Consider the following 19,334-nt stretch of genomic DNA (forward strand, 5'->3'; position numbering starts at 1 on the left):
CTTCCCTGGAGGTTTCGATGCCAGACATCGCGAAACTTGGCGTCATCGGTGCCGGCCTGATGGGCAACGGCATTGCCCATGTGGCCGCGCAATCGGGCCTTTCGGTCGTGCTGATGGATGTCAGCCAGGCCGCGCTCGACAAGGCCATGGCGACCATGTCCGGCAACATGGACCGCCAGGTGAAGAAGGCGGCCATCACGGCCGAGGACAAGGCGGCCGCGCTGGCGCGCATCACAACGGCCACGAGCAACGATGCCTTCGCCGATTGCGACATCGTCATCGAGGCCGCGACCGAGAACGAGGAGATCAAGAAGAAGATCTTCGCGGCGCTCTGCCCCGTGCTGAAGCCCGGGGCGATCCTGGCGTCCAACACCTCCTCCATTCCCATCACGCGGCTGGCGGCGGCGACGGACCGGCCGGCGCGCTTCATCGGCATGCACTTCTTCAACCCCGTGCCGATGATGAAGCTGGTCGAGATCATCCGCGGCCTCGCGACCGACGACGCGACGCATGCGGCGGTCACGTCGCTGGCCACGCGCATGGGCAAGACGCCGGTCGCCGCGGGCGACTGGCCGGGCTTCGTGGTCAACCGCGTGCTCTGCCCCATGATCAACGAGGCGATCCAGGCGCTGATGGAAGGCGTGGGCGATGTCCGCGCCATCGACGAGGGGCTGAAGCTCGGCGCGAACCATCCGATGGGGCCGCTGGAGCTCGCGGATTTCGTGGGCCTCGACACGCTGCTGAGCGTGATGAAGGTGCTGCACGAAGGTCTCGGCGATCCGAAGTACCGGCCATCCCCGCTGCTGGCGAAATATGTCGAGGCCGGCTGGCTCGGGCGGAAGTCGGGGCGAGGCTTCTACGATTATTCGACCACGCCGCCGACACCCACGCGCTGATTTTTTTCGCGGGCGCAGCAGGTTTCAGGAGGCTGTAACGGACACGCGGAACGTGCTTCGCTAGCTTTCACATCTGTCCGAATCACAAACACAAATGGGAGGACGCCGGAGATGTTGCGACGCCTGATGGGCCTGTTGGCCCTTGCCCTTCTTGCCAGCCCCACGGCTGCTTTCGCGCAGGCCGCGCAGGACTGCCCGCGTGGCAGCCTCGATTCGCGCTTCTGCGACCGCGATGGCGACCTCGTGGCCGATGCGCCGACCGATGCGCGGCAGCAGGTGAACCCGCCGGTGCTGGTCTTCGCCTACACGCCGGTCGAGGACCCCGCCGTCTACCGCACCGTGTGGCAGGAATTCATGGACCACCTGGCGCGGACCACGGGCAAGCGCGTGCAGTTCTTCGCGGTGCAGTCCAATGCCGCGCAGATCGAGGCGATGCGCGCGGGCCGCCTGCATGTCGCGGGCTTCAACACCGGCTCGACGCCGCTCGCGGTCAACTGCGCCGGCTATGCGCCCTTCACCATGATGGCGTCGCGCGACGGCCGCTTCGGCTACAACATGGAGATCATCGTCCAGGCCGACGGCCCGATCCAGCGCATGGAGGACCTGCGCGGCCGGCTCGTGGCCTTCACGGCGCAGACGTCGAATTCCGGCTTCAAGGCGCCGTCGGCGCTGCTCGAGCGCCAGTTCAACCTGCGTGCCGACCGGGACTTCCGCACCGCCTTCTCCGGACGGCACGACAATTCCATCATCGGCGTCGCCAACCGCGACTACGACGCGGCCGCGATCGCGAATTCGGTGCTGACGCGCATGGTCGCGCGCAATGCGGTGGACCCGGCGCGGCTGCGCACGATCTACCGCAGCGACCCCTTCCCGACCACGAGCTACGGCTACGCGCACAACCTGGCGCCGGAGCTTGCCGCCAATGTCCGCCGCGCCTTCGAGACCTTCGACTGGACCGGCACCAACCTGCTGCGGGAATTCGAGAAGAACGAGCCGCCGGCCGAGGCCTTCATCCCGATCACCTACCGCCAGCACTGGTCGGTGGTGCGCGAGATCGATGAGGCGACGGGCGTCCGCTACACCTGCCGCTGAGGCACCGAGACCAGGGCCGGCAGGGGACGTTCCCCGGCCGGCCCCAGGCCATGCCGGGGGCATGACATGCTGCTGAACATCACGGGGCTGACCAAGCGCTACCCGACCGGCGACATGGCGCTGAAGGGCGTCGACCTCGCCGTGCCGAAGGGCCAGGTGATGGCGCTGATCGGGCCGTCGGGGGCGGGGAAATCCTCGCTCATCCGCTGCGTGAACCGCCTGGTCGAGCCGACCTCGGGCAGCGTCGTGCTGGACGGGACGGAGCTCACCCGCCTCGGCGCCGGGGCGCTGCGCCGCGCGCGGCGGCGCATGGGCATGATCTTCCAGGAATACGCGCTGGTCGAGCGCCTGACGGTGATGGAGAACGTGCTGTCGGGGCGGCTCGGCTATGTCGGCTTCTGGCCGTCCTGGTTCCGCCGCTTCCCCCGCCGCGACGTGGAGGAAGCCTTCCGCCTGCTGCACCGCGTGGGCCTCGAGCACATGGTGGACAAGCGCGCCGATGCTCTGTCGGGCGGGCAGCGCCAGCGCGTCGGCATCGTCCGCGCGCTCACGCAGGACCCGCAACTGCTGCTGGTGGACGAGCCGACCGCGAGCCTCGACCCCAAGACGTCACGCCAGATCATGCGGCTGATCGTCGAGCTCTGCGAGGAACGCGGCCTCGCCGCCATCATCAACATCCACGACGTCGCGCTCGCGCAGCAATTCGCGCGCCGCATCGTGGGGCTCCGCGCCGGGCAGATCGTGTTCGACGGGCCCGCGACCGACCTGACCGCCGAGGTGCTGACCACCATCTACGGGGAGGAGGACTGGTCCCAGACCATCCGCGCGGCGGAGGACGAGGAGGAGCCGGAGGCGATCCCGGCATGAGCGCCACCCTGTTCGATGCCGCCGCGGCCGCGCGCGGCTGGCGGCCGCCGCCGCTCGTCGCATCCCCCGTCCTGCGCTACGCGATCTATCTCGGCGCACTGGCCTATGCGGCGCTCGCCATCGGCACCATCGAAGTGAACTGGACCCGCGCAGCCGAGGGGCTGGACCGCGGCCTGCGCTTCGTCTCGGGCTTCTTCCCGCCCGACTTCACGAGCAAGCGCAGCGACATCGTCGAGGGACTGCTCGAGAGCCTGACCATGACGGTGGTCTCGACCGTCATCGGCGTCGCGCTGTCGATCCCGGTCGCGGTCGGCGGGGCGCGCAACCTGGCGCCGCTGCCGATCTACCTGGCCTGCCGCGGCATCATCGCGCTGAGCCGCACCTTCCAGGAGATCATCGTCGCGATCGTCTTCGTGGCCATGGTGGGCTTCGGTCCGCTGGCGGGCATGCTGACGCTGTCCTTCGCGACCATCGGCTTCATGGCGAAGCTGATCGCCGAGGACATCGAGGACATCGCCGAGGAACAGGCCGAGGCCGTTCGCGCGACCGGCGCGTCCTGGTTCCAGCTGCTGGCCTGGGGCATCCTGCCGCAGGTACGCCCGCGGCTGATCGGGCTGTCGGCCTACCGGCTCGACATCAACTTCCGCGAGTCCGCGGTGCTGGGCCTGGTCGGCGCCGGCGGCATCGGGGACACGCTGAACACGTCCTTCGACCGCTACGAATTCGACACGGCCGCGGCCGTGCTGCTCATCATCATCGTGATCGTGCTGGCGGCCGAATACTCATCCTCCTGGATCCGGCGGAAGGTGCAGTGACATGCCGGTGACCACCGCCGCGGACGGCCTGCCGGACTGGCGCCGCCGCACGCCGCGCGCGAGCCTCGCCGTCTGGGCGGGCTGGCTCGCGGCGCTGGCGCTCACCATCGCCTGCTTCGAGTTCATCTCGAACCGCACCATCTGGGATTTCGTCTGGGACGCGCCGACCCAGGGCGCCGACCTGATCGAGCGGATGTTCCCGCCCGCCTGGACCTACGCCGGCGTGCTGTGGAAGCCGATGTGGGACACGATCAACATCGCGACGCTCGGCACCGTGCTCGCCGTCGTCGTCGGCTTCCCGATGGCCTTCCTGGCGGCGCACAACACGACGCCGTCGGTGCTGTTCGTCCGGCCCGTCATGCTGTTCCTCATCGTGTCCAGCCGCTCGATCAACTCGCTGATCTGGGCGCTGATCCTGGTGATCGTGTTCGGGCCGGGGATGTTGGCGGGCATCCTCGCGATCGGGCTGCGCTCGGTCGGCTTCGTCGCGAAGCTCACCTACGAGGCGATCGAGGAGATCGACCGCAGCCAGGTCGAGGCCGTGACCGCGACCGGCGCCTCCGGCGCGCAGGTGCTGGCCTGGTCCATCGTGCCGCAGATCATGCCTGCCTTCGCCGGCATCACGGTGTTCCGATGGGACATCAACATCCGGGAGGCGACGGTGCTGGGCCTGGTCGGCGCAGGCGGCATCGGGATGCAGCTGCAGGCGTCGATCAACACGCTGGCCTGGCCGCAGGTGACAATGATCTTCGTGCTGATCCTCGGCACCGTCGCGGTCAGCGAATGGCTGTCCGCCCGGGTGCGGCACGCCGTCATCTGACCGCGGGCCTTCGTTTTCCCGCGCCGCTCGGGCAGTGTTTCGTCCGAATCGCTCCGGAGCCGCGCCATGACCCCGATCACCCCGCCCGCCCGCATCGCCTTCATCGGCATGGGCGTCATGGGCGCCGCCATGGCGGCCAACATCATGAAGGCCGGCTTCGCGCTCACCGTCGCGACGCGCAGCCGCGCCAAGGCCGAGCCGCTTCTCGCGGCGGGTGCGGAATGGGCGCCGAGCGCGCAGGATGCCGCAGACGGGGCCGCCTGCATCTGCCTCTGCGTGCCCGACACGCCGGATGTCGAGGCGGTGCTGTTCGGCGAGGACGGCGTCGCCGCCGGCGCTGCGCCCGGCACCGTCGTGATCGACTTCTCGACCATCGCGGCTGGCGCCGCCGCATCCTTCGCCGCGCGCATGGCCGAACGCGGCGTGGTGCTGCTCGACAGCCCTGTCTCGGGCGGGCCGCAGGGCGCGATCGACGGCACGCTGACCTGCATGGTGGGCGGGCCGGATGCCGGCTTCTCGGCCGCGCGCGCGGTGTTCGACGCGGTGGGGAAGACCGTGACGCTGCTCGGCCCTGCCGGGTCGGGGCAGGTCTGCAAGTCGGCCAACCAGCTGATCATCACCAGCGCAATGCTCGCGGCGGCCGAGGCGCTCGCCATGGGCCGCAAGGCGGGGCTCGACCCCATGCTGATGCGCCAGGCACTGCTCGGCGGCTCGGCACGGTCCTTCGTGCTCGAGAGCCACGCGAAGCGCATGCTGGACCGCAACTTCAAGCCCGGCTTCCGGGCGGAGCTCATGCGCAAGGACATGCGCCTCGCGCTCGGCGCGGTGCGCGAACAGGGCGTCTTCGCGCCGGCCACCGCGCTCGCCGCGCAGATGATGGAGGCGGTCGTGAATTCGGGCCGCGGCGGCGACGACTGCGCGAGCCTCGGCGCGCTGGTCGCCGAGCTGTCCGGACTGAAGGACTGACCGGTGCAGGACGGTTCGCTGCGGGCGCGCCTGCATCACCTCTACTACGGGGAGGCCCCGGATGCCTGCCGCTTCCGCTACGGCGTACTGGCCTTCGACATCGCGACCATCGTCTTCGTCATTTCCACCTCCTTCCTGCCGCGCAGCCTGCTGGTCGAGACACTGGACGTGCTGATCGGGCTCGTGCTGGTGGGCGAGTTCTCCGCGCGCGTCGCGAGTAGCCGCAAGCCGTGGCGGGAGGCGCTGCGCCCGGCGTCGCTGGCGGACATCGTCGCCATCGCCTCCTTCCTGGCGCCCCTCGCCGGCGAGGGCTTCGGCTTCCTGCGCGTGCTGCGCACGCTGCGCCTGATGCATTCCTACCGGATGCTCGGCATGCTGCGCCGGGACTTCGCCTTCTTCCGGCGGCATGAGGAAGCATTCCTCGCGGCGCTGCACCTCTGCGTCTTCATCTTCGTCATGACGGCGCTGGTGTACGAGACGCAGCACCCGCGCAATCCGCAGATCGCGCACTACGCCGACGCGCTCTATTTCACCGTCACGGCGCTGACGACGACGGGGTTCGGGGACATCACCCTGCCCGGCACCACGGGGCGGCTGATCTCGGTGGTGATCATGATCGCGGGCGTGACGCTGTTCCTGCGGCTCGCGCAGGCACTGTTCCGGCCGTCCAAGGTGCGCTTCACCTGCCCGTCCTGCGGTCTGCAGCGCCACGAGCAGGATGCGGTGCACTGCAAGGCCTGTGGGGAGCCGATCAACATACCGGACGAAGGGCGGTACTGATCAGGCGGCGGCCATGGCGCGCAGGGCCGCCGCCGTCTCGCCGTCCGCTGGGAAGAAGGTCTCGAGCGTCAGCTCCGCCAGCGTGACCTCGGTCGCGGTGCCGAACACGGTTGTCGTGCCGATGAAGGCGAGTTCGCCGCCGCCAGGGACGCGCAGGCGGAGCGGCACGGCGATCAGCGCGCGCTCGCGCTCCGCGCGCGTCGGCGGCGGATCGAGCCCCGCGGGGTAGCGCGCAACCTCCTCCATCAGCGCCAGCAGGGTGGGATCCGCCCAGGCCTCCGCATCCCGCCGCAGCCGGTCCAGGACATGCGTCTTCCATGCCCGCAGGTTGGCGATGCGCGGCGCCAGGCCCTCGGGATGGAGGCTGAGGCGCAGCACGTTGACGGGCGGCGCGGCCAGGGCGGGTGCCACGCCCTCCATCAGCCGGGCGGCGATGCGGTTGGCGGCCAGCAGCGTCCAGTGCCGGTCCACGGCCAGCGCGGGGAAGGGCTCGTGTCCGGCCAGGATGCCGTGCACAGCCGCCATGGCGGCGCCAAGCGCGGGGTCGTCCATCGAACGTTCGCCGTATTCCGGCGCGTGCCCGGCGGCGACCAGCAATGCGTTGCGCGCGCGCAGCGGCACGGAGAGGCGCTCGGCGAGGCGCAGCACCATCTCCCGGCTCGGCCGGGCGCGTCCGGACTCGACGAAGGAAAGATGGCGCTGGGAGATGTCCGCCTCCAGCGCCAGGCCAAGCTGGCTGAGTCGCCGGCGCTGGCGCCATTCCCGCAGCAGCGGGCCGAAATCGTTCATGCCGCCCGTCCGCGCACGGTGCGGCGCCGTGCGCCGATGACCTCCGGGGTAATCGCGGCAGGGCGCCCGATCCTGCATGTCCGCGCCGTCGAGATGAGGAGAGACCGATGACGATGATCCCTGCCACCCGTTTCCTCCGCACCACCCTGTCCGCCGATGCGGCGATGAGCGGCATCAGCGGGCTCGCGCTGGTCGCGGCATCCGATGCGCTCGGCCGGATGACGGCGCTGCCGCCGGCGCTGTTGCTCGGCGCCGGGCTGTTCCTGCTGCCCTATTCGGCATTGCTCGCCTGGCTTGCCGCGCGCCCGGCCGTGCCGCGCTGGCTGGTCGGGCTGCTGGCGCTGGGCAACCTGCTCTGGGCGCTGGAATGCGCGGCGCTGCCGCTGCTCGGTCTGGTCGCGCCGAACGGCTGGGGCATCACCTTCCTCGCGGTACAGGCCGTCGCCGTCGCGGTGTTCGCGGAGCTCTATGTCGTGGCGCTGCGGCGCGCGGCGCGCGCGGCGTGAACGGCGGGTCACCGCCACACCATGAGGTCGTTCTCGCCCTCCTGCACCGTCTCCGCCCGCTGGTTGCGCAGCAGGAAGGCCAGGGTGACGATGCCGCGGTCGGGCTTGCGGGTGGCACGCTTCGAGACCACCCGAACCTCGGCCGCGATGCGGTCCCCCACCAGGATGGGGCCCGCGAACCGCCACCGCCAGCCAAGGGAGACGATGGCCGCGAACCGCGTCTCCGCCCGGTTCTTGAGCCCGTCGCACAGCGCCAGCCCCAGCAGTCCATGCGCCACGCGCCCGGGATAGCCGAGGTCGCGCGCATACGCGTCGTCCATGTGGATCTCGTAGAAATCCCCGGTCAGCCCGGCGAAGCCGAGGATGTGCCCTTCGGTCACCGTGATGCCCGGCGTCTCGAACACCAGGCCGGGCTCGATCGCGTCGAAGCGCAGCCCCGCCATCAGAAGCGCGGCATCAGAAGACCGCCATCCACCGGGAAGGAATGCCCGGTCGAATAGGGCATGGCGCCGGCGGCCAGCGTCGCGATCGCGCGGCCGATGTCCTCGGCCTCCCCCCAGCGGCGGATCGGCACCAGGCCGCCCTCGATCTGTGCGGCGTAGCGGTCCCAGACCTCCTTCGTCATGTCGGTGCGGATCATGCCGGGCTGGATGTCGTAGGTATTGATGCCGTGCTCCGCGAGGCGCATCGCGAACAGCCGCGCGACCATCGTCACGCCCGCCTTGGACACGCAGTATTCGGCGCGGTTCAGCGACGCCATGACGCTGTTGACCGAGGAGACGAAGGCCATGCTGCGATGGCCGCGCCGCGGCGCGCCGGGCGCGATCATCCGCTTCGCCATGCCCTGGCTCAGGAAGAAGGTGCCGCGCGTGTTCACGTCGAGCAGGCGGTCCCAGGATTCGGGGGTCGTCTCCAGCATGTCCTGGCGGGTCTGCACCTGCACGCCCGCAACGTTCGCCAGGCATTCCAGCCCGCCGAAGGCGCCCCAGGCGGCATCGAGCAGCGCGGCATGGCCCGCGACATCGCCGATGTCGGCCGTGACGAAGGCGAAGGCGCGGCCGGCGCCCTCCACCCCCGCGCGCGTCTCGGCCGCGCCCTCGGCGCTGATGTCGGCGCCGACCACGTCGAAGCCCTTCTCGGCCAGCGCGACGGCCGTCGCGCGCCCGATGCCGCGCCGCGCGCCGGTGACGAGTGCCGCCGGCCTCATCGGAACAGTTCCCGTGCCATGATCATCCTCTGGATCTGGTTGGTGCCTTCGTAGATCTGCGTGATCTTCGCGTCGCGGTACAGGCGTTCGACCGTCACGCCGCGGATGTAGCCCGATCCGCCATGGACCTGCACCGCATCCGCGATGCGCGCCACCGCGGCATCCGAAGCGAAGCACTTCGCCATGCTGGCGGCCAGCGTCGCATCGGCCCCGGCATCCAGCAGGCGCGCGGCATGGTGCACCAGCAGCCGCGCCGCCTGGGTGTCCTTCGCCATGTCGGCCACCATCCACTGCACCGCCTGGAATTCGGCGATGGCACGGCCGAACTGCACGCGGGACTTCGCATGGGCGATGCTCTCCTCGAGCGCGCGCTGCAACAGCCCGACCGCGAGCGCGCCGATGCCGACGCGGCCCTTGTCGAGCACCGACATCATGATGTGGAAGCCTCGCCCCTCGGGGCCGAGCATGGCGCCGGCGCCGAGGCGCACGCCGTCGAAGCGCAGCCCGCCGACCGGCGACCCGCGCTGGCCCATCTTGCGTTCCCTGCGGTCCCGCGCGACGCCCGGCGCCGCGAGGTCGACCAGGAAGATCGACATGCCGCGATGCCCCGCGGCAGGGTCGGTGCGCGCCAGCACCGCGGCGAAGTCGGCCACCGGCGCGTTGTGGATCCAGAGCTTGGCGCCGTCGAGCACCCAGCCCGCGCCGTCGCGCCGCGCGGTCGTGCGCAGCCCCGCCAGGTCCGACCCCGCGCCTTCCTCGGTCAGCGCATAGGCGCAGCGGAGGTCGGCGCGCAGCAGCGGCGCCAGGTAGCGCGCGCGCTGCGCCTCGGTCCCGTGCGCCGTCAGCAGCGTGCCGAGCAACTCCACCAGCCCGACCTGGTCGGCAATGCTCGCATAGCCGCGCGCGAGTTCCTCCATCACCAGGGCGTAGGAGAGCGCGTCGGCGCCCGCGCCGCCGAAGCCTTCGGGCACCGTGATCCCGAAGAGGCCCGCGGCGCCAAGCGACCGGTAGAGTTCGCGCGGCACCGCCTCGGCCTCATCCCAGTCGGTCGCATGGGGGGCGATTTCGGCCTCGGCGAAGCGGCGGGCGGCATCGCGCAGGGCGGCGTGCAGGGGGGTCAGGCCGGGATCGGCCGAATCGGTCATGCTTCCCCCAACGAAAAGGCCCGCCCCGCCGATCGGCGAAGCGGGCCTGTCGCCGTTGACCGGCGCCGTTTTCCTGGACGTTGCCCCGAACTGAGCATCCCAGGGTGACGTCATGCCGCCTTTCTGGTCAATCCGGTAGACGTGCGACGCAACATAAGACGGATCGAACTCATGCGCCTGCTGCTCGTCAATTCCAACACGACGGCGTCGGTCACGGACCGCATCGCCGCCGCAGCCGGCGCCGTGGCAAGCCCCGGCACCGTGGTCGAGGCCGTCTCGGCCCCCTTCGGCCTGCCGCTGATCGTCACGCGCGCCGACTGGCTGGTGGCCGGGCCGGCAACACTGGCGGCGCTCGCGGCCCGGCGCGGCACGTATGACGCGGCGGTGATCGCCTGCTTCGGCGACCCGGGCCTGGATGCGGCGAAGGAATTGCTGGACGTGCCGGTGCTCGGCATCAGCGAGGCCGCCTTCCACGCCGCGGCCATGCTCGGCCGGCGCTTCGGCGTCGTGTCCTTCACCGCGGCGCTGCGGCCGATGTTCGAGGAATGCCTCGCGCATCACGGCCTGGCCGCGCGCTGCACGGGCTTCCGCATGGGCCCGCCCTTCGCGGGCGACCCGGGGCGCGTCGCGGAGGAGCGGCTCGACCTGCTGGCCGCGCTTTGCGCCGAGAGCGTGGAGCAGGACGGCGCCGAGGCGGTGATCCTCGCCGGCGGGCCGCTCGCCGGCATCGCGCCGGTTCTGCAGCCGCGCGTCGCGGTGCCGCTGGTGGACGGCACGCAGGCGGCCGTGCGCCTGGCCGAGGCGCTGGCCGGGCTGGTGCCGGCGAGCCCCCGCCCGCGCCGGCCGCGCACGCTGAGCGGCTTCGCGCCGGAGGTCGCAGCCCTCTACGCCGCCGGCTGAACGCCGCCGGCCCGCTGCCAGGCGAGCACCGCCGCCGCGAGGTCCTCGCCCGCCCAGCCGACGGATTTGAAGACCGTCACCTCGGCCGCCGAGCGGCGGCCAGGATGCACGCCGCGGCACAGCTCCGCGAGGTCGGCCGCGACATGGTCCGGGCCGATCGCGCCCTCGGATACGGCCTGCACGATGTCGCCGGCCTCGGCGAGCGCGCCCGCGCGCGTGTCCACGGCCAGCGTCGCCCGCGCGAGCAGCGCGCCGTCCGCCTCGCGCATGTCGCGGCGATAGGCGCCGACAAGGTCCACATGCGTGCCGGGCGCCACCGCGGCCCCATGGACCAGCGGCGCGGTGGCGAGCGTCGCGGCGGCGACGATGTCGGCGCCGGCCGGGTCGGGGCGCGGCACGGCGCGGGCGGGCAGGCCCTCCGCCGCCAGCGTCGCGGCGAGGCGCGCGGCATTGGCCGCGGTGGGCGACCAGATGGCGATGTCCGCGATCGGGAAGCGCGCCGCATAGCCCTCGGCCAGGGCCCGGGCGACCTTGCCGCTGCCCAGCAGCAGCAGGCGCGAACTCTCGGGCCGCGCCAGGTGGCGGGCGGCGAGCAGGCTGGCCGCCGCGGTGCGCCGGTCGGTGAGCTCCCCGCCGTCCATGAGCGCGAGCGGCGCGCCCGTCGCGGCGTCGGACAGCAGATAGGTGGCGTGCACCGCCGGCTCGCCCCGCGCCGCATTGGCGGGCGCCACATGCACGATCTTGACGCCGCTGTGCCCGCCGGCGCGCCAGGCGGGCATCAGGAGGAGGGTGTTCTCGGTGCCGCCGGGGCCGGGGATCGTGTGCCGGTGCCGGAGCGGCGCCTCGCACCCCTCCCGGAACATGGCGGCCAGCGCCTCGACCAGGGCGTCCCAGGGCAGCGCGGCCCTGAGGGTGGTGCGGTCGAGATGCAGCATCGCGGGGCTCCGGGGCGGTTCCGGGGCGGTGTTTGCCTCCCCGGCCCCACCTTTGCTAGGGGCTGCACGCCTGGGGCCTGGCTCCGCGGCCGACCAACAAGCGCGTTGATCCGCGCCCGACGGCGGCGCAGCATGGGCTCGGGAGATCGAACGAAGCCCGTCCGGACCGTCCGGCGGGCGCAAGAACGGGAGTGCGACAGTGACCCAGTTTTCGAGGGCCAGTTTCCTGCGCGCAATCGGCGCAGCCGCCATGGTGGCCGCGGTCTCGCTGCCGGCGGTGGCGCAGCAACCGGCTGCGCCCACCGGCGCGACGCTCGACGCCATCCGCGCGCGCGGCACCCTGATCTGCGGCGTGAACACCGGCCTCGCCGGCTTCGCCCAGCCCGACAGCCAGGGCGTCTGGCGCGGCTTCGACGTGGATTATTGCCGTGCCGTCGCGATCGCGCTGTTCAACGACCCCGACAAGGTCCGCTTCGTGCCGACCACGGCGCAGAACCGCTTCACGGCGCTGCAGTCGGGCGAGGTCGACATGCTCGCGCGCAACACGACCTGGACGCTGTCGCGCGACACGTCGCTCGGCTTCGACTTCACGGGCATCAGCTTCTACGACGGCCAGGGCTTCATGGTGAAGGCGAGCCTCGGCGTGCGCAGCGCGCGCGAGCTCAACGGCGCCACGATCTGCGTGCAGCCCGGCACCACCACCGAGCAGAACCTGACCGACTGGGCGCGCGCCAACCGCATCCAGTTCCAGCCCGTGGTGATCGAGCGGCTGGAGGAGGTGGTGAACGCCTATCTCTCGAACCGCTGCGACGCCTACACGACCGACGTGTCGGGCCTGGCCGCGACGCGCGCCGTGCAGGCCCGCCCGGCGGACCATGTGATCCTGCCCGAGGTGATCAGCAAGGAACCGCTCGGCCCGGTGGTGCGCCACGGGGACCAGCGCTTCGCCGACCTGCTGCGCTGGATCCATTTCGGCCTGCTGACGGCCGAGGAGCTCGGCCTCACGAGCCAGACGATCGGCCAGGCGGCGGGCGATGCGCGGCCGGACGTGCAGCGCCTGATCGGCCGTTCGGGCGACCTCGGGCAGATGCTCGGCGTGGACAATGCCTTCATGGTCAACATCGTCTCCCGCCTCGGCAACTATGGGCAGATCTTCGAGCGCAACCTGCAGCCGATCGGCGTGCAGCGCGGGCCGAACGCGCTCTGGACCACGCCGGGCGGGCTGCAGTACGCGCCGCCCTTCCGGTGACGTGACCATCCGTGGGGCGGGGGCGAAGGCTCCCCCGCCCCACACGGTTCCCCTGCCCCGGGCGGGCGGGCAACAAGACAGGTGAGGCAGACAACAAGATGTCCGACGCGACCGCCGACCCGAGATTCCGGCGCAAGCCGCCGAAGCGCAGGATGCGCCTGTCCTGGGCGGATGAACGCGTCCGCGGCATCGTCTGGCAGGTGCTGGTCGTCGCGCTGATCGGCTCGGTCATCTGGTGGCTCTGGTCGAACACGGTGCACAACCTCGAGGTGCGGCGCATCGCGACCGGCTTCGGCTTCCTCCAGCGCGAGGCCGGGCTGCCGATCGCCGAGAGCCTGATCCCCTACGACCCCACCATGACCTACCTGCGGGCGCTCACCGTCGGCGTGCTGAACACGCTGAAGGTCGCGGTGGTGGGCGTGATCCTCGCCACCATCATCGGCACCGCCATCGGCATCGCGCGGCTGTCCAAGAACTTCCTGGTGTCGAAGATCGCGGGCTTCTACATCGAGGTCATCCGCGACCTGCCGCTCCTGCTGCAGCTGCTGTTCTGGTACACCGTGCTGCAGGGCCTGCCCGGTCCGCGCCAGGCGCTCCACCCGATGGAAGGCGTGTTCCTGTCCAACCGCGGGCTGAAGCTGCCGGCGCTGGTCTGGGAAAGCGCGCACAGCTGGGCGCTGGTCGCCTTCGTCGCCGGCATCGTCCTGACCTGGCTCTACGCGCGCCAGGCGCGCGCGAAGCAGATGGCCGACGGCCAGCCGCGCAGGACCTGGCCCGCCGCGATCGGGCTGATGGTCGGCCTCCCGCTGCTGGTATGGCAGGTGATGGGCGCGCCCTGGACGATCGAATGGCCGGCGCTGCGCGGCTTCAACTTCCAGGGCGGGCTCAACGTCAGCCCGGAATTCGCCGCGCTGCTGATCGGCCTGGTCACCTACACCGCCGGCTTCATCGCCGAGGTGGTGCGCGCGGGCATCCAGTCGGTCCATTCGGGACAATGGGAGGCGGCGCAGGCGCTCGGCCTCCGGCACGGGTCGGTGCTGCGGCTGATCGTCATGCCGCAGGCGCTGCGCGTCATCATCCCGCCGATGACGTCGAACTACCTCAACCTGACCAAGAATTCCTCGCTCGCGGTCGCGATCGGCTACCAGGACATCGTATCGATCGCCAACACGACGCTGAACCAGACCGGCCAGGCGATCGAGGGCATCGCCATCATCATGCTGGTCTACCTGACGATCAGCCTCAGCATCAGCCTGTTCATGAACTGGTACAATGCGCGCATCGCGCTGGTCGAGCGGTGAGGAGCCTGACATGAGCGACATCACCGCCACTCCGCCGACGATCCGCGCCAGCACCCCGCGCTCGGCGCCGCTCACCGCCATCGGCCCGATCGCCTGGGCGCGCGCCAACCTGTTCTCGGGCTGGCTGTCCACCGCAGTCACGCTGCTGATGGGCTACCTGATCGTCCGCGCCACCATGGGCTTCGTGGACTGGGCCTTCATCAACGCCATCTGGTCGGTGCCGGTCGCGCCGAACGGCCAGGCGCAGACCCAGGCCTGCCGCGACCTCGGCGGCAGCGGCGCCTGCTGGGCCGTGGTGACCGAGAAGCACCGCTTCATGCTGTTCGGCACCTACCCGTACGAGGAACACTGGCGCCCGGCGCTGGTGTGCGTGCTGTTCGTGACGCTCTATGTCGTCTCGGCGCTGAAGCGCTTCTGGAACTGGACGCTGGTGCCGATCTGGATCGGCACGCTGACGGCGATCGGCGTGCTGATGTGGGGCGGCATCCTCGGCCTGTCCTATGTGCCGCAGGAACGCTGGGGCGGCCTGCCGATCACGCTGATCCTGGCGACCTTCGGCCTGGCCTTCGCCTTCCCGCTGTCGATCCTGGTCGCGCTGGGCCGCCGGTCGAACCTGCCGGCGATCAAGGTCCTGTGCGTCCTGTACGTTGAGCTGATCCGCGGCGTGCCGCTGATCAGCCTGCTGTTCATGGCGTCGGTGATGTTCCCGCTGTTCCTGCCCGAGGGCATGAACATCGACAAGCTGCTGCGCGCGCAGATCGCGATCATCCTGTTCGCCGGCGCCTACCTGGCCGAGGTGGTGCGCGCGGGGCTGCAATCCCTGCCGAAGGGCCAGTACGAGGCCGCCGACGCGATGGGCCTGTCCTACTGGCAGAAGACCGGCTTCATCATCCTGCCGCAGGCGCTGCGCATGGTGATCCCGCCGCTGGTCAACACCTTCATCGGCTTCTTCAAGGACACCTCGCTGGTGCTGATCATCGGCATCTTCGATCTGCTGACCGCAGGCAAGACCGCGATCGTCGAGCCCGCCTGGCAGGGCTTCGGCGTCGAGGTCTACGTCTTCGTCGGCATGATCTACCTGGTGTTCTGCTTCGCCATGTCGAAATACAGCCAGGGCCTGGAGGCGGACCTCAACCGCCACCGCGCGCGCTGAACCACCAACTCCGATCTGGGACGCGAGAGAACATGAGCGCTGCGACAGAGATGCCGGAAGGCCACATCGCCTCGGCCGTGCGCACGGATGCCCCGCCGGCGATCGTGCTCGACAGGGTCAACAAGTGGTTCGGCGCGCTGCACGTGCTGCGCGACGTCGACCTGCAGGTCGCGACCGGCGAACGCGTGGTGGTCTGCGGGCCCTCGGGCTCGGGCAAGTCCACCATGATCCGCTGCATCAACCGGCTGGAGACGCACCAGGAAGGCCGCATCCTGGTGGACGGGATCGAGTTGTCGGACGACCTCCGGGCGCTCGATGCCATCCGCCGCGAGGTCGGCATGGTGTTCCAGTCCTTCAACCTGTTCCCGCATCTGAGCGTGCTCGAGAACTGCACGCTCGCGCCGATCTGGGTGCGGCGAATGCCCAAGAAGGACGCCGAGGCGCTGGCGATGGAGTACCTCGAGCGCGTCAAGATCCCTGAACAGGCGCTGAAATACCCGGGGCAGCTGTCGGGCGGGCAGCAGCAGCGCGTGGCGATCGCGCGCGCTCTCTGCATGAAGCCCAAGATCATGCTGTTCGACGAACCGACCAGCGCGCTCGACCCCGAGATGATCAAGGAGGTGCTGGACACCATGGTCATGCTGGCCGACACGGGCATGACCATGATCGTGGTGACGCACGAGATGGGCTTCGCCCGCCAGGTCGCGGACCGCGTGGTGTTCATGGACCGCGGCGAGGTGGTCGAGGTCGGCACGCCCGAACGCATCTTCAACGACCCGCAGACCGACCGGCTGCAGCTGTTCCTCAGCCAGATCCTGCGGGGGCACTGACGCGCGCTTCCCATGCGGCGCACGGCGGGCACCCTTCGTCGCCGTGCATGGCGGTGCAACATGACCAGGCTTGCGTCACCGGGTCCGGCAAACACAATGTCGTCGCATTGCGGCCCGGGGCCCGTCCCGGGCCACGCCGCGGAGCACCCCTGAGTTGAGCACCCCCTCGCACGGGCACTCGCCCGCCGACCGGCCGATGACGCCAGCCCTGCTGATCGGCGTGCTGGGTGTCGTCTACGGCGATATCGGCACCAGCCCCCTTTATGCGATGCGTGCCTCCGCCCAGCACTTCGCGGATGGCGGGCTGGAACGATGGGAGATCCTGGGCCTGCTCAGCCTGATCTTCTGGTCGCTGAACCTCGTCGTGACCTTCAAGTACGTCACCTTCGTCCTGCGCGCGGATAACCGCGGCGAAGGCGGCATCCTCTCCATCATGGCACTGGCGCAGCAGGGCCTGACCGGCGCGCGCGCCAAGTGGATCGTCGCCGTCATCGGCATGATCGGCGCGAGCCTGTTCTTCGGCGACGGGATCATCACCCCCGCGATCTCGGTACTGTCGGCGGTGGAAGGGCTGAAGGTCGTCTCCCCGGCCTTCGAGGCCGCGGTCGTACCGATCGCGATCGGCGTGCTGCTGGCGCTGTTCCTGGTGCAGTATCGGGGCACCGCCTCGGTCGGCATGGTGTTCGGGCCGATCTGCGCCGTATGGTTCGCGGTGATCGGCCTGCTGGGCCTGATCGAGATCCTGCGCCATCCCTCCATCCTTGTCGCGCTCTCGCCGCACTACGCCGTGCAGTTCTGCCTCGAATACCGCCTGGCCGCATTCATCGCGTTCGGCTCGGTGGTGCTGGCCGTCACGGGCGCCGAGGCGCTCTATGCCGACATGGGGCATTTCGGCCGCAAGCCGATGCGCTTCGCCTGGCTGTTCTTCGTGCTGCCGGCGCTGGCGCTGAACTATTACGGCCAGGGCGCGCTGCTGCTGAGCGACCCGGCGACGATCGTCAATCCCTTCTACCTGCTCGCGCCCGAATGGTTCCGCCTGCCGCTCGTGATCCTCGCCACCGCCGCGACGATCATCGCGAGCCAGGCGATGATTTCCGGCGCGTTCTCGATCGCCCGGCAATGCGTGCAACTCGGCTTCCTGCCGCGGCTCGAGGTGCGGCACACCAGCGCGACCGAGGAAGGTCAGATCTACCTGCCGCAGGTGAATTTCGCGCTGCTCATCGGGGTCGTCATCCTGGTCACGGAGTTCCGCGATTCCGACAGCCTGGCCGCGGCCTACGGTCTGGCCGTGACCGGCACATTCGTGTGCACCTCGCTGCTTGCGGCAATCGTCTACTACACGCGCTTCCGCTGGCCGCTGCTGCTGGTCGTGCCGGTGTTCGGCGCCTTCCTGTTGCTGGACGTCATCTTCTTCGCATCCAACGTCGTGAAGATACCGGATGGCGGCTACGTGCCGGTGGTCGTCGGTACGGCCCTGTTCATCCTGATGAGCACGTGGCGAAAGGGGCGCGAGCTGCTCTTCGCGCGCTTCCGCCAGGACGGGCTGCCGCTCAAATCCTTCATCGCCCGCCTGCCGCAGTCCCGCACCACCCGCGTGCCCGGCATGGCGGTGTTCATGACCAGTCAGGCGGATTTCCTGCCCGGCGCGCTGCTGCACAACCTCAAGCACAACAAGGTGCTGCACGAGCGCGTGCTGTTCGTCACCGTGACCAACGAGCCGGTGCCCTACGTGCCCGCCGACCAGCGCCGCACGGTCGACCAGCTTGCCCCCGACATCCATCGCGTGGCGCTGCGCTACGGCTTCCAGGAAAGCCCGAACATCCCGAAGGAGCTCGAGGCACTGAAGGACGAAGGGATCCCCTACGAGCCGATGCAGACGTCCTACTTCCTGGGGCGAGAGACGGTGGTCGCGGCCGCCGTGCCCAAGATGTCGCGCTGGCGGCAGTGGCTGTTCACCATCATGTCGCGCAACGCCGTGCCGGCGACCGAGTTCTTCCGCATCCCGTCGGACCGCGTGGTCGAGCTCGGCGTGCGGGTGGCCATCTGATGACGGCCACGGTGCTGCTCGCGCTGGCCGCCGGGCCCGGCTTCCCCGAGGGCAGCACCGAGCACCGCTACGAGATCGAGCTCGCCCTCGATGCCGTCGGGCAGCCGGACCCGGCCGCCTGGTCGGCCGACCCGGCGTCCTGGCGCGCGCGGCGGATCGCCCCGGATGCACCGCCCGCCGAGGGCGACGTGCAGTACGAACCGGACCATGGCTGGTCGATCCGCTTCTTCGCCGCCGCGGCCGAAGGGCCCGACGCGCCCGAGACGCGCTTCGACTGCGGCGCCGAGCCGCTCCGCCCCGGCGCGCACGTCACGGTCACGGAGCCGGACGGCGCGTCCTATGCCTACCGGGTGGTCGGCGTGGGCTGACAGGGCCGCCGCTATTTCCGGCGGATGATCCAGCCCGTCATCTTGCCGCTCTTGAAGCGCGTGGCGCCGCTTCCCGACAGGGCCGTCGGATGCACGTCGCCGTCGCCCGGGTCGTTCATCATCGCGTAGGTCGTGGCGCCCGGGCCGGCGGTCTCGTCCACGCAGACGAAATGCGCGCCGCCAGCGTCCCAGGCCACGTGCACGATGCAGGGCGCGCCGGCCGCGACCGCGGCCTTCACCGCCCCGGCCATGCCGGCCTCGCCGACATTGACGCATTCCCAGTTGCCGAGGCCGAGGCGGTTCAGCACCTCGGGATGCTTCAGGCCGTTGGTGTAGGAGGTGCCGTCATAGACCGTGCCGACCACGTCGCCGTAGATCTTGTACACCTGCGGCTCGGTCTTCACGGCATAGCCCACGGCGGCCTCGGCCAGGGTCTTGCCGAGGTAGGAGCCGACCACGGGCACGGTGCTGACCTGCGCGCCGGCCGCCATGCCCGCGAACATCAGGCCCTTCTTCATCTTGAAGTTGACCATGAGGATGCAGGCGATGCCGCAGGAATTCACCTGCTCCTGCTTCCTGACGACATGGGCGGTCATGAAGCGCGTGAACCGTATATGCCAGGAACTGGCCATGGGGCGTCTCCTGAGGCACCGGGCGTGCCGGCGACA

General features: G+C 70.3%; 21 protein-coding genes. 15 read left to right on the plus strand and 6 right to left on the minus strand.

The features are described 5' to 3' along the window. Positions 1 to 17: 17 nt before the first annotated feature. From E8M80_RS11345 to E8M80_RS11375, 7 genes are all read left to right on the plus strand, one after another. Positions 18 to 896: a 3-hydroxybutyryl-CoA dehydrogenase gene (locus tag E8M80_RS11345; protein WP_137125809.1), complete on the plus strand. Its 879-nt coding sequence runs from the start codon at positions 18 to 20 to the stop codon at positions 894 to 896. Between the two features lie 111 nt (positions 897 to 1,007). Beyond that, complete coding sequence (gene phnD, locus E8M80_RS11350) at positions 1,008 to 1,988, plus strand: phosphate/phosphite/phosphonate ABC transporter substrate-binding protein (RefSeq protein WP_137125810.1); 981 nt, start codon at positions 1,008 to 1,010, stop codon at positions 1,986 to 1,988. 66 nt (positions 1,989 to 2,054) lie between these two features. After that, the gene (gene phnC / locus E8M80_RS11355; protein WP_206035617.1) at positions 2,055 to 2,855 is read left to right on the plus strand and encodes a phosphonate ABC transporter ATP-binding protein; all 801 of its coding nucleotides are present in this window, start codon (positions 2,055 to 2,057) and stop codon (positions 2,853 to 2,855) included. Next, positions 2,852 to 3,670, plus strand: a complete 819-nt coding sequence (gene phnE / locus E8M80_RS11360; protein WP_137125811.1) for a phosphonate ABC transporter, permease protein PhnE — start codon at positions 2,852 to 2,854, stop codon at positions 3,668 to 3,670. Before phnC ends, phnE (E8M80_RS11360) begins: the two co-directional genes overlap by 4 nt. Position 3,671: 1 nt before the next feature. Further along, positions 3,672 to 4,490, plus strand: coding sequence for a phosphonate ABC transporter, permease protein PhnE (phnE, locus tag E8M80_RS11365; protein ID WP_137125812.1), 819 nt, complete (start codon positions 3,672 to 3,674; stop codon positions 4,488 to 4,490). Between the two features lie 66 nt (positions 4,491 to 4,556). Further along, complete coding sequence (locus E8M80_RS11370) at positions 4,557 to 5,456, plus strand: NAD(P)-dependent oxidoreductase (protein ID WP_137125813.1); 900 nt, start codon at positions 4,557 to 4,559, stop codon at positions 5,454 to 5,456. A gap of 3 nt (positions 5,457 to 5,459) precedes the next feature. Continuing rightward, positions 5,460 to 6,236: a potassium channel family protein gene (locus tag E8M80_RS11375; protein ID WP_206035618.1), complete on the plus strand. Its 777-nt coding sequence runs from the start codon at positions 5,460 to 5,462 to the stop codon at positions 6,234 to 6,236. On the opposite strand, the gene E8M80_RS11380 is transcribed toward E8M80_RS11375, so the two are convergent. Further along, a complete protein-coding gene (locus E8M80_RS11380) occupies positions 6,237 to 7,025 on the minus strand; it encodes a helix-turn-helix domain-containing protein (protein WP_137125814.1) in 789 nt (262 codons plus the stop codon). 107 nt (positions 7,026 to 7,132) lie between these two features. Here E8M80_RS11380 and E8M80_RS11385 point away from each other — a divergent pair, with 107 nt between their 5' ends. Further along, the gene (locus tag E8M80_RS11385; RefSeq protein WP_137125815.1) at positions 7,133 to 7,531 is read left to right on the plus strand and encodes a hypothetical protein; all 399 of its coding nucleotides are present in this window, start codon (positions 7,133 to 7,135) and stop codon (positions 7,529 to 7,531) included. 8 nt (positions 7,532 to 7,539) lie between these two features. Here E8M80_RS11385 and E8M80_RS11390 read toward each other — a convergent pair whose 3' ends face one another. From E8M80_RS11390 to E8M80_RS11400, 3 genes are read right to left on the minus strand one after another with little or no spacing between them, the layout of a single operon-like run. Beyond that, complete coding sequence (locus tag E8M80_RS11390) at positions 7,540 to 7,974, minus strand: MaoC/PaaZ C-terminal domain-containing protein (RefSeq protein WP_170979346.1); 435 nt, start codon at positions 7,972 to 7,974, stop codon at positions 7,540 to 7,542. Next, positions 7,974 to 8,738, minus strand: a complete 765-nt coding sequence (locus E8M80_RS11395; protein ID WP_137125816.1) for a 3-ketoacyl-ACP reductase — start codon at positions 8,736 to 8,738, stop codon at positions 7,974 to 7,976. Before E8M80_RS11395 ends, E8M80_RS11390 begins: the two co-directional genes overlap by 1 nt. Next, entirely contained in the window at positions 8,735 to 9,883 is a 1,149-nt protein-coding gene (locus tag E8M80_RS11400; protein WP_137125817.1) for an acyl-CoA dehydrogenase family protein, read from the minus strand. The genes E8M80_RS11395 and E8M80_RS11400 overlap by 4 nt, the downstream gene beginning before the upstream one ends. A 171-nt stretch (positions 9,884 to 10,054) precedes the next feature. Between E8M80_RS11400 and E8M80_RS11405 the strand changes: the two genes are divergently transcribed. Then, on the plus strand, positions 10,055 to 10,783 hold the full coding sequence (locus tag E8M80_RS11405) for an aspartate/glutamate racemase family protein (RefSeq protein ID WP_137125818.1): 729 nt from the start codon (positions 10,055 to 10,057) through the stop codon (positions 10,781 to 10,783). On the opposite strand, the gene E8M80_RS11410 is transcribed toward E8M80_RS11405, so the two are convergent. Then, positions 10,768 to 11,718, minus strand: a complete 951-nt coding sequence (locus tag E8M80_RS11410) for an ornithine cyclodeaminase family protein (protein ID WP_137125819.1) — start codon at positions 11,716 to 11,718, stop codon at positions 10,768 to 10,770. The two genes, E8M80_RS11405 and E8M80_RS11410, sit on opposite strands and share 16 nt — an antisense overlap. 250 nt (positions 11,719 to 11,968) lie before the next feature. On the opposite strand from E8M80_RS11410, the gene E8M80_RS11415 reads away from it, so the two are divergent. The 6 genes from E8M80_RS11415 (at position 11,969) to E8M80_RS11440 (ending at position 18,666) form a co-directional block, all read left to right on the plus strand. After that, positions 11,969 to 12,967 carry an amino acid ABC transporter substrate-binding protein gene (locus tag E8M80_RS11415; protein ID WP_137125944.1) on the plus strand — a complete coding sequence of 333 codons (999 nt, stop codon included), beginning with the start codon at positions 11,969 to 11,971 and terminating at the stop codon, positions 12,965 to 12,967. A 98-nt stretch (positions 12,968 to 13,065) separates the two neighbouring features. Then, positions 13,066 to 14,268 carry an amino acid ABC transporter permease gene (locus tag E8M80_RS11420; protein WP_137125820.1) on the plus strand — a complete coding sequence of 401 codons (1,203 nt, stop codon included), beginning with the start codon at positions 13,066 to 13,068 and terminating at the stop codon, positions 14,266 to 14,268. A 10-nt stretch (positions 14,269 to 14,278) separates the two neighbouring features. Beyond that, positions 14,279 to 15,421, plus strand: a complete 1,143-nt coding sequence (locus E8M80_RS11425) for an amino acid ABC transporter permease (RefSeq protein WP_137125821.1) — start codon at positions 14,279 to 14,281, stop codon at positions 15,419 to 15,421. Between the two features lie 32 nt (positions 15,422 to 15,453). Continuing rightward, positions 15,454 to 16,251: an amino acid ABC transporter ATP-binding protein gene (locus tag E8M80_RS11430; protein WP_137125822.1), complete on the plus strand. Its 798-nt coding sequence runs from the start codon at positions 15,454 to 15,456 to the stop codon at positions 16,249 to 16,251. Positions 16,252 to 16,447: 196 nt separating this feature from the next. Beyond that, positions 16,448 to 18,298, plus strand: coding sequence for a potassium transporter Kup (locus E8M80_RS11435; protein WP_137125945.1), 1,851 nt, complete (start codon positions 16,448 to 16,450; stop codon positions 18,296 to 18,298). Then, a complete protein-coding gene (locus E8M80_RS11440; RefSeq protein ID WP_137125823.1) occupies positions 18,298 to 18,666 on the plus strand; it encodes a hypothetical protein in 369 nt (122 codons plus the stop codon). The genes E8M80_RS11435 and E8M80_RS11440 overlap by 1 nt, the downstream gene beginning before the upstream one ends. 11 nt (positions 18,667 to 18,677) lie before the next feature. Here the strand turns inward: E8M80_RS11440 and E8M80_RS11445 are convergent, their stop codons facing one another. Beyond that, a complete protein-coding gene (locus tag E8M80_RS11445; protein ID WP_137125824.1) occupies positions 18,678 to 19,298 on the minus strand; it encodes a hypothetical protein in 621 nt (206 codons plus the stop codon). Positions 19,299 to 19,334 lie beyond the last annotated feature (36 nt).

It is taken from the genome of Roseomonas sp. HF4 (assembly GCF_005222755.1).
In the GTDB taxonomy this organism is placed as follows: domain Bacteria; phylum Pseudomonadota; class Alphaproteobacteria; order Acetobacterales; family Acetobacteraceae; genus Neoroseomonas.

Excerpts from the sequence above, each read along its gene's own strand:
- E8M80_RS11345 (WP_137125809.1), top strand. The coding sequence starts at position 18 with ATGCCAGACATCGCGAAACTTGGCGTCATCGGTGCCGGCCTGATGGGC.
- phnD (WP_137125810.1), top strand. The coding sequence starts at position 1,008 with ATGTTGCGACGCCTGATGGGCCTGTTGGCCCTTGCCCTTCTTGCCAGC.
- phnC (WP_206035617.1), top strand. The coding sequence starts at position 2,055 with ATGCTGCTGAACATCACGGGGCTGACCAAGCGCTACCCGACCGGCGAC.
- phnE (WP_137125811.1), top strand. The coding sequence starts at position 2,852 with ATGAGCGCCACCCTGTTCGATGCCGCCGCGGCCGCGCGCGGCTGGCGG.
- phnE (WP_137125812.1), top strand. The coding sequence starts at position 3,672 with ATGCCGGTGACCACCGCCGCGGACGGCCTGCCGGACTGGCGCCGCCGC.
- E8M80_RS11370 (WP_137125813.1), top strand. The coding sequence starts at position 4,557 with ATGACCCCGATCACCCCGCCCGCCCGCATCGCCTTCATCGGCATGGGC.
- E8M80_RS11380 (WP_137125814.1), bottom strand. The coding sequence starts at position 7,025 with ATGAACGATTTCGGCCCGCTGCTGCGGGAATGGCGCCAGCGCCGGCGA.
- E8M80_RS11385 (WP_137125815.1), top strand. The coding sequence starts at position 7,133 with ATGACGATGATCCCTGCCACCCGTTTCCTCCGCACCACCCTGTCCGCC.
- E8M80_RS11390 (WP_170979346.1), bottom strand. The coding sequence starts at position 7,974 with ATGGCGGGGCTGCGCTTCGACGCGATCGAGCCCGGCCTGGTGTTCGAG.
- E8M80_RS11395 (WP_137125816.1), bottom strand. The coding sequence starts at position 8,738 with ATGAGGCCGGCGGCACTCGTCACCGGCGCGCGGCGCGGCATCGGGCGC.
- E8M80_RS11400 (WP_137125817.1), bottom strand. The coding sequence starts at position 9,883 with ATGACCGATTCGGCCGATCCCGGCCTGACCCCCCTGCACGCCGCCCTG.
- E8M80_RS11405 (WP_137125818.1), top strand. The coding sequence starts at position 10,055 with ATGCGCCTGCTGCTCGTCAATTCCAACACGACGGCGTCGGTCACGGAC.
- E8M80_RS11410 (WP_137125819.1), bottom strand. The coding sequence starts at position 11,718 with ATGCTGCATCTCGACCGCACCACCCTCAGGGCCGCGCTGCCCTGGGAC.
- E8M80_RS11415 (WP_137125944.1), top strand. The coding sequence starts at position 11,969 with ATGGTGGCCGCGGTCTCGCTGCCGGCGGTGGCGCAGCAACCGGCTGCG.
- E8M80_RS11420 (WP_137125820.1), top strand. The coding sequence starts at position 13,066 with ATGTCCGACGCGACCGCCGACCCGAGATTCCGGCGCAAGCCGCCGAAG.
- E8M80_RS11425 (WP_137125821.1), top strand. The coding sequence starts at position 14,279 with ATGAGCGACATCACCGCCACTCCGCCGACGATCCGCGCCAGCACCCCG.
- E8M80_RS11430 (WP_137125822.1), top strand. The coding sequence starts at position 15,454 with ATGAGCGCTGCGACAGAGATGCCGGAAGGCCACATCGCCTCGGCCGTG.
- E8M80_RS11435 (WP_137125945.1), top strand. The coding sequence starts at position 16,448 with ATGACGCCAGCCCTGCTGATCGGCGTGCTGGGTGTCGTCTACGGCGAT.
- E8M80_RS11440 (WP_137125823.1), top strand. The coding sequence starts at position 18,298 with ATGACGGCCACGGTGCTGCTCGCGCTGGCCGCCGGGCCCGGCTTCCCC.
- E8M80_RS11445 (WP_137125824.1), bottom strand. The coding sequence starts at position 19,298 with ATGGCCAGTTCCTGGCATATACGGTTCACGCGCTTCATGACCGCCCAT.